The organism is Mycobacteriales bacterium (assembly GCA_036497565.1).
Taxonomy (GTDB): domain Bacteria; phylum Actinomycetota; class Actinomycetes; order Mycobacteriales; family QHCD01; genus DASXJE01.
In genome coordinates this window covers 1-7,707 of the sequence record DASXJE010000277.1, presented here as the reverse complement: position 1 = coordinate 7,707, position 7,707 = coordinate 1, and the positions used below count along the sequence as shown (strand labels likewise).

Genomic DNA, 7,707 nt, shown 5'->3' with positions numbered 1-7,707 from the left:
GCCGCCGCTGGGTTGTTCGTTCCACCCCCGCTGCCCGGTCGCCTTCGACCGGTGCGGCTGGGAGACCCGCGACCTGCGGACCATGCTGGAGAACCGCTGGACCGAGCTCGGCGAGAAGGCCTACGACGACGAGCGACCGGTGATCGGCGATCTCGACGTCCTCGACGTACCCGGTCACACCGCGCGCCTGGCCGCAGGCTCCGGCCGGAGCGGGGCCGACGTCGCCGAGCTGCTGGACCGGATCCGTTCGGAGTCCCCGGACGACCCGTTCTGGAAGGGCATTCTCGATCGCTCGGTCGACGACGCCGGCGTGACCATCACGTTCCACGACGGCGTCGACCCGATCCTCACCCCGGCCGACCGCGCCGAGGTGGCCTGCCTGCTCTACCCCGGCTCCGACGCCCCCACGGCCCCCGCCGTCCGGTGATCAAGAGGGGATTCCGGCACGAAACGCCGTACGAATCCCCTCTTGATCATGGGATTCGGGCGGAGGTGTCACATGCCGGGGAAGGGCTGGCTGGCCGGCGACGTGCCGGCCCGCACCCGCCAGCGGGTGGCCTGCACGGCGGCCGCCGACAGCGCGCCGGCGGCGGTACGCCGCAGCGCCCGATCCGCGGTCGTGCCGAGCAGGAAGCGCCACGCGGCCGCCGCGCCGTCCTCCAGGTGCGCGGCGAGGCGGAGGGCGGACGGCTCGCCGGTGACCGGGAACGGCAGCTGGTACGCCGGCTGCGGCGCGACCGGATCGGCGTGCCGGGCGCGGATCGCCGCCGCCGCCACCGACTGGAGGTCGACGTGCGGGGCCTGCGCGGTCCGCACAGCCGGTTGCAGCGCGGTGGGCACCTTGCCGCCGACGAGGTCGTAGCCCCAGTCGACGGCGTACTCGGCTGCCAGCGCGCCCTGCAGTGCCTCGACCTCGCGGCGCGTCACGAGGTCGTGCCGTCGGAGGACCCGAGGACGACGCCGTGGCTGGCCTCGCTCGCGGCGATGCTGCCGAGCAGCGCGGCACGGTCGGTGGCGGCCGCCAGGCAGGAGCGGGTCCGGGCCGCGTACGCCGACTGCTCGGCGGTCCGCAGCGCGGCCAGGGCCGCGGCGGGGTCGGTCGGGACCGGCGACGCGGTCGGCGCCGGCGGGGTCGGTGACGCACTCGTACGGCGATGACCGCCGGCCGGGGTGAGCAGCCGGCGGAGGGCGGTGACGTGGGCCGCGTGGTCGGCGCGAACCGGCCGGAGCCGGTCGGCGAGCGTCGGATGCGCCCGCAGCGTCGCGTCGTAGGCCGCGAGCAGGACCTGCTCGTTCGTCAGGTCGGCCAGCTGGGGATCGGGCCCCGTCGGTGTCGGAGTGGGTCGTGGACGGGCGGCCGGCGTGCTCGTGCACCCGGCGACCAACGCCAGTCCGACCGTGCCGAGCGCGGCGCCCAGCAACTCGCGGCGCCGTACGGCGGGCCGCGCCACCGGTGCGTGCGGGGTCCCGGGGAACCGGCTGATGGTCGGCATCGTCGGCCAGTGTTCCAGACGCCTACTGCACGCTGACCTGGATCGTGTGCCAACCGGTCGCCCCGTTGGGCACCGGATCGGCCACGGCGGAGGTCTGCGTGACGCCCTCGTCGTCGGTGGCCCGGACCGCGAGGGTGTGCTGGCCGGCGGTGGCGTCCCACCGCCACACCCATTGCCGCCAGGTGTCGGCCGACGGTTCCAGCGCGAGCGTCGCCTCGTGCCAGGGACCGTCGTCGACCCGCACCTCGACCTTGCGGATTCCCCGGTGCTGGGCCCACGCGATCCCGGCGATCGGGATCCGGCCCCGGGTGAGATCGGCGCCCGACTGCGGCGTGTCGATCCGCGATTCGGTCTTGATCGGCGCCTGCTGCGACCACCCGCGCTGCACCCAGTAGGAGTCGAAGGCCCCGAAGGTGGTCAGCTCCAGGTCGACGAGCCACTTGGTCGCCGACACGTAGCCGTAGAGCCCCGGGACGACCATCCGCACCGGAAACCCGTGCTCGACGGGGAGCGGGACGCCGTTCATCCCGATCGCGAGCATCGCGTCCCGGCCGTCCATCACGACGCTGGTCGGGGTACCGCTCGTCCATCCGTCGACCGACCGGCTGGCGATCTGCTGCGCCCCCGGGCGCACCTTCGCCTCGCGCAACAGGTCGGCCAGCGGAGCGCCGAGGAAGGTCGCCGTACTCACATAGGGTCCGCCGACCTCGTTGGAGACGCAGGTGAGGGTGATGTCGCGCTCGATCAGCTTGCGCGCCGTGAGGTCACGGAACGACAGGGTCATCGGGTTGTCGACCATCCCGTGGATCCGCAGCCGCCAGGTGTCGGCGACGACCTGGGGTACGACGAGCGCCGTGTCCACCCGGTAGAACGCCGAGTTGGTCGTGAGGAACGGCGACAGGCCGGGCACGTCGAGCGAGGCACCGGCGGGGAGCGGCCGGACCGGGCTGGCCGGCTTGGGCAGCCGGATCTTGCTCCGGGAGGCCAACGCCTGGAAGTGGGTCCGCTCCAGGAATCGGCCGCCGACGCCGGCGATCACGGCTGCCGCCGCGGTGAGTCCGCCGGCGACCAGGACCCGACGGCGGTCGAGGTTGCCGCGGTCGATCGCGCCGGTCACCGGGTCCGCGGGTGCCGGGATCTGATCGAGCCGGTTGAGCAGCATCATCAGGACCGCGGTCGCGCCGATCCCGGCGAGGAGCGACGGGGCGGCGTCGAGGGGATGAACCGACGACCCGGTGAGTGCCGCGACGGCCCCGACCACCCCCAGCGCCAGGGCGGCCAATGCGGCGGCGGTGCGGTGCGTGAGCCCGATCACTCCGACGATCATGGCGGCGATCGCCAGGACGACGACGATGCCGGCGACGAGGACCGGCTTGTCGCCGGTGCCGAAGTTGCGGATCGCGAAGTCCTTGACGCTCTGCGGAGACGCCGCGATGGCGGCGTTCCCCACCGCGATCACCGGCGAGGCCTCCGGGCGGATCAGCGCGGCCGCGAGTTCGGCGATCCCGAGGCCGAATGCCGCGGAGACCAGACCGCAGAGCGCCGCCCCCAGGGCCCTCGACCGCGTCCGCCTCGTCGTCGACGGTGACCTGGCCGTCTCGTCCACCTCCGCGCTCGCTCGGCCGGTCGCGGCCGACGCGTGTCGGCCGGTCACGAAGACGTCGCTCCACCGGCTACCCTCAGTATCACGGACGGCTGCGCCGAGCGGTTCGGTCCGAATTGCGCCCGCTCGTCCGGCGCCCGCCGTCCACCGCGGCCCAGCCGCACCGCTGTCACGCCGTCACGTCAGGGAGGCACAGATGAGTCCCGGGTCACCGCGGCGGGAGCATCTGGCCACCCTGATCGAGCCGGTGGTCAAAGAGTCGGGCTACGAGCTCGAAGAGGTCAAGGTGAGCCCCGCCGGCCGGCGCAGCCTCGTCCGCGTCGTCGTCGACGGCGACGAAGGCGTCGGCCTCGACGACGTCGCCGACGTCAGCCGCGCGATCTCCTCGGTGCTCGACGACAACGACGGCGTCATGGGCCAGGCGCCCTACGTCCTCGAGGTCACCTCGCCCGGGGTCGACCGGCCACTGACCACGCCCCGGCACTGGCGACGCGCGGTCGGCCGGCTCGTGCAGATCCCGCTTGACGGGGCTGACACGGTGGGTCGGGTCGTGTCGGCGGACGACGCGGGCGTGACCCTCGAGCAGGACGGTGATCGGCGTACCTACGGCTACGACCAGGTGCGCGACGCCCGGGTGCAGGTCGAATTCAACCGTCCGGAAGGGGGTGGGTCGTGAACATCGACATCACCGCACTGCGGGCCATCGAGCGCGAGAAGGAGATCTCCTTCGACACGGTCATCGAGGCGATCGAGACCGCGCTGTTGACCGCATACCGTCACACCCAGCATGAGCAGGCCCAGGCGCACGCCCGGGTGGAGGTCGACCGCACCACCGGCGCGGTGACGGTCTGGGCGCAGGAGATGGCCGAGGACGGCAGCGTGGCCCGCGAGTTCGACGACACGCCGTCGGACTTCGGCCGGATCGCGGCCATGACCGCCAAGCAGGTCATCCTGCAGCGACTGCGCGACGCCGAGAACGAGATGACCTTCGGTGAGTACGCCGGCCGCGAGGGCGACGTGGTCTCCGGGGTCGTGCAGCAGCACGGCGGCCGTGGGGAACGCGCCATGGTACTGGTCAGCCTCGGCAAGATCGAGGCCACGATGCCGCCGGCCGAACAGGTGCCCGGCGAGAACTACGAGCACGGCCTGCGGTTGAAGGCCTACGTGCTGTCGGTGGCCAAGGGGTTCCGGGGCCCGCAGATCGCCGTGAGCCGGACCCACCCCAACCTCGTGCGGGGATTGTTCGCCCTGGAGGTGCCCGAGATCGCCGACGGGTCCGTCGAGATCGTCGCCGTGGCCCGCGAGGCCGGGCACCGGTCGAAGATCGCCGTCCGGGCGACCGTGTCGGGCGTCAACCCGAAGGGTGCCTGCATCGGCCCGATGGGCGCACGGGTCCGCAACGTGATGTCGGAACTGCACGGCGAGAAGATCGACATCGTGGATTACTCCGACGACCCCGCGCGTTTCGTCGCCAGCGCACTCTCGCCGGCCAACGTGCTGGCCGTCGAGGTGGTGGATCCCGAAGCACGTGCCGCCCGGGTGACGGTGCCCGACTTCCAGCTCTCCCTGGCGATCGGCAAAGAGGGACAAAATGCCCGACTTGCCGCTCGGCTCACGGGCTGGCGGATCGACATTCATGGCGACGCGCCGGACCCGACACCGGATGCGGCACCGGACCCCACGGCCTCGGTCGAGCACGATCCGGCGGCACCGCGCTAGACTGTGGAACGGTCCGTCGGGCGTCAACGGGATTCGGCGCGGGTGAAGACCGGTCCGGTCCGCACCTGTGTCGGTTGCAGGACGCGCGCGACGGTGTCCGAACTGCTTCGTGTCGTGGCGGTGGGGGGTGTTCTCATCCCCGACCCGCGTCGACGGATGTCCGGGCGGGGTGCCTCCGTGCACCCCGACCTGACGTGCTTCGACCTCGCCGTGCGGCGGCGGGCGTTCACCCGCGCGATGCGTGTCGCGGGCGAACTCGACCCGGCCGCAGCTCGCGACTACGTCGAGCGGATGGCGGGTACGGCGAGCGGTAGGGCAGGACAGCAGTAAGGAAAGACAGCAGTACAGCACCAGTGGTCACCGACCGGGTGACTATTCCCGACGAGAGTAGGTCGTTCCGGATGAACCGGCCATGAAACGTCAGCGATGAGTGCTTTTCCCCGGTAGCGAACGAGGTCGTGCGGCGCCCCGCCGGCCTCGAGACGAGGAGTCCAGTGGCAGGCAAGGCCCGCGTACATGAGCTCGCCAAAGAGCTCGGCGTAGAGAGCAAAGTGGTGCTCGCCAGGCTGAAGGAGCTTGGTGAGTTCGTGAAGAGCGCGTCATCGACGGTGGAGCCGCCCGTCGCGCGCCGGTTGCGGGAGACCTTCCCGCACCCTGAGACACCCCCGGCGGCCAAGGCGAAGGCGAGCGCACCCGCTCCGAAGCCGGCGGCGACGCCGGCGCCCCCGCGCAAGCCCACCGTGTCGCCGACCGTGCCCAGCCCGGCACAGGCGGCGGACACGGTCACTCCGCCGGCAGCGGCCGATCCGGCGCCGGCACCGAGCGCCGGTCCGGCGCCGACCGAGGCGCCCCGCCCGCAGCAGCCCTCGCCCGGGATGACCCCGCGGCCCGGGCCGCGGCCCGGCAACAACCCCTTCGGCGTGGGCGGCACCCCGAACCTTCCCCCGCGTCCGGCACCCAGGCCGGGCGGTAGCGCACCCCGTCCGAACGCCCCGCGGGCCGGCGGCCCGCGTCCGGCGCCGGGCGGATCGCGCCCGCATCCGGGGATGATGCCGCAGCGTCCCGCGCCGGCACCTCGACCCGGTGGTGGTCGCGGCGGTCCCGGCGGCGGTTTCCGCGGTGGCCCCGGCGGCCCAGGTGGGTCCGGCGGCGGTGGTCGCGGCGGTGGCGGTGGCGGCGGCGGCGGCGGTGGCGGTGGCTACCGCGGCGGCCCGAGCAGCCCGGGCGGACCCGGCGGCCCGGGTGGACCCGGCGGTGGCGGTCGCGGTGGCGGCCCGCCGCTGCGTGGCCGGCCCGGTGGTGCCCGCGGTCGCGGTGGCACGGCCGGCGCCTTCGGTCGTCCCGGCGGACGTGGTCCGGTCCGGGGCCGCAAGAGCAAGAAGCAGCGGCGCCAGGAGTTCGACAACATGCAGGCGCCGTCGATCGGCGGCGTGCAGGTGCCACGCGGTGACGGCGGTGTCGTCCGGCTGCCTCGGGGAGCGTCGCTCACCGACTTCGCCGAACGCATCGACGCCAACCCGGCGGCCCTGGTCACGGTGATGTTCCATCTCGGCGAGATGGTCACCGCCACCCAGTCGGTCAACGACGAGACCCTGCAGCTGCTCGGTGCCGAGCTGAACTACACCATCCAGGTGGTCAGCCCGGAGGACGAGGACCGCGAGCTGCTGGAGGACTTCGACCTCACCTACGGCGAGGACGAGGGCGACGACGGAGCGATGCAGGCTCGACCGCCGGTCGTCACCGTCATGGGTCACGTCGACCACGGAAAGACCAAGCTGCTGGACGCGATCCGGCAGACCCACGTGGCCGACCGCGAGGCCGGCGGCATCACCCAGCACATCGGTGCCTACCAGGTGGCGACGGCGCTGGAGGGTAAGGAACGCCTGATCACCTTCATCGACACCCCCGGTCACGAGGCGTTCACCGCGATGCGTGCCCGTGGCGCACAGTCCACGGACATCGTCGTGCTCGTCGTCGCGGCCGACGACGGCGTCATGCCGCAGACGATCGAGGCGCTCAACCACGCCCAGGCGGCCGAGGTGCCGATCGTGGTCGCGGTGAACAAGGTCGACAAGGAGGGCGCCAACCCGGCGAAGATCCGCCAGCAGCTCACCGAGTACGACCTGGTCGCCGAGGAGTACGGCGGCGAGACGATGTTCGTCGACGTGTCGGCCAAGCAGGAGCTCGGCATCGACTCGCTGCTCGAGGCGATCCTGCTGACCGCGGACGCGTCGCTGGACCTGCGGGCCAACCCGGACCAGGACGCTCAGGGTGTGGCGATCGAAGCCCATCTCGACCGTGGTCGCGGTGCGGTGGCGACGCTGCTGGTGCAGCGCGGCACCTTGCACGTCGGTGACTCGGTGGTTGCCGGCGACGCCTTCGGGCGGGTCCGGGCGATGCTCGACGACAAGGGCGACCCGGTCCAGGAGGCACTGCCCTCGCGGCCCGTGCAGGTGCTCGGGTTCACCTCGGTGCCCGGTGCCGGCGACTCGTTCCTGGTCGTCGAAGAAGACCGCATCGCTCGTCAGATCGCTGACCGGCGCGCGGCTCGTGAGCGCAACGCGCAACTGGCCGCCAGCCGCAAGCGCATCTCGCTCGATGATCTCGACAAGGCCCTGGCCGCCGGTGAGGTTCAGCAACTCAACCTCATCATCAAGGGCGATGTCTCCGGTTCGGTCGAGGCGCTCGAAGATGCCTTGGTCAACATCGATCTCGGCACTGACATCGAGGAGGTGGCCCTGCGGGTCATCGGCCGCGGCGTGGGTGCGATCAACGAGAACGACATCAACCTGGCCATCGCCTCCAACGCGGTCGTCATCGGCTTCAACGTCCGCCCAGCGGGCAAGGCCGGCGAGATCGCGGCGCGCGAGGGCGTGGATGTGCGGTACTACA

At 72.4% G+C, this 7,707-nt stretch carries 8 protein-coding genes; 5 read left to right on the top strand and 3 right to left on the bottom strand.

From position 1 onward, the window contains the following. A partial coding sequence (locus VGH85_21785) for a hypothetical protein (protein ID HEY2176449.1) occupies positions 1-427 on the top strand: 427 nt, incomplete at its 5' end. A gap of 68 nt (positions 428-495) precedes the next feature. Here the strand turns inward: VGH85_21785 and VGH85_21780 are convergent. From VGH85_21780 to VGH85_21770, 3 genes are read right to left on the bottom strand one after another with little or no spacing between them, the layout of a single operon-like run. After that, positions 496-927 (bottom strand): ferritin-like domain-containing protein, encoded by a 432-nt coding sequence (locus VGH85_21780; GenBank protein ID HEY2176448.1) that lies wholly within the window; start codon positions 925-927, stop codon positions 496-498. Further along, entirely contained in the window at positions 924-1,493 is a 570-nt protein-coding gene (locus VGH85_21775; GenBank protein HEY2176447.1) for a ferritin-like domain-containing protein, read from the bottom strand. The genes VGH85_21780 and VGH85_21775 overlap by 4 nt, the downstream gene beginning before the upstream one ends. Positions 1,494-1,515: 22 nt before the next feature. Further along, positions 1,516-3,147, bottom strand: a complete 1,632-nt coding sequence (locus VGH85_21770) for a molybdopterin-dependent oxidoreductase (protein HEY2176446.1) — start codon at positions 3,145-3,147, stop codon at positions 1,516-1,518. Positions 3,148-3,292: 145 nt separating this feature from the next. On the opposite strand from VGH85_21770, the gene rimP reads away from it, so the two are divergent. The 4 genes from rimP to infB form a co-directional block, all read left to right on the top strand. Next, positions 3,293-3,772: a ribosome maturation factor RimP gene (gene rimP, locus VGH85_21765; protein ID HEY2176445.1), complete on the top strand. Its 480-nt coding sequence runs from the start codon at positions 3,293-3,295 to the stop codon at positions 3,770-3,772. After that, positions 3,769-4,815, top strand: coding sequence for a transcription termination factor NusA (gene nusA, locus VGH85_21760; GenBank protein HEY2176444.1), 1,047 nt, complete (start codon positions 3,769-3,771; stop codon positions 4,813-4,815). Before rimP ends, nusA begins: the two co-directional genes overlap by 4 nt. Before the next feature lie 3 nt (positions 4,816-4,818). Continuing rightward, entirely contained in the window at positions 4,819-5,145 is a 327-nt protein-coding gene (locus VGH85_21755; protein HEY2176443.1) for a YlxR family protein, read from the top strand. A gap of 164 nt (positions 5,146-5,309) precedes the next feature. Next, on the top strand, positions 5,310-7,707 hold a 2,398-nt coding region (infB, locus tag VGH85_21750), incomplete at its 3' end, for a translation initiation factor IF-2 (GenBank protein HEY2176442.1).

Bases quoted from the DNA above. Each gene is read 5' to 3' on its own strand.
- rimP (HEY2176445.1), top strand. From the start codon at position 3,293: ATGAGTCCCGGGTCACCGCGGCGGGAGCATCTGGCCACCCTGATCGAG.
- VGH85_21775 (HEY2176447.1), bottom strand. From the start codon at position 1,493: ATGCCGACCATCAGCCGGTTCCCCGGGACCCCGCACGCACCGGTGGCG.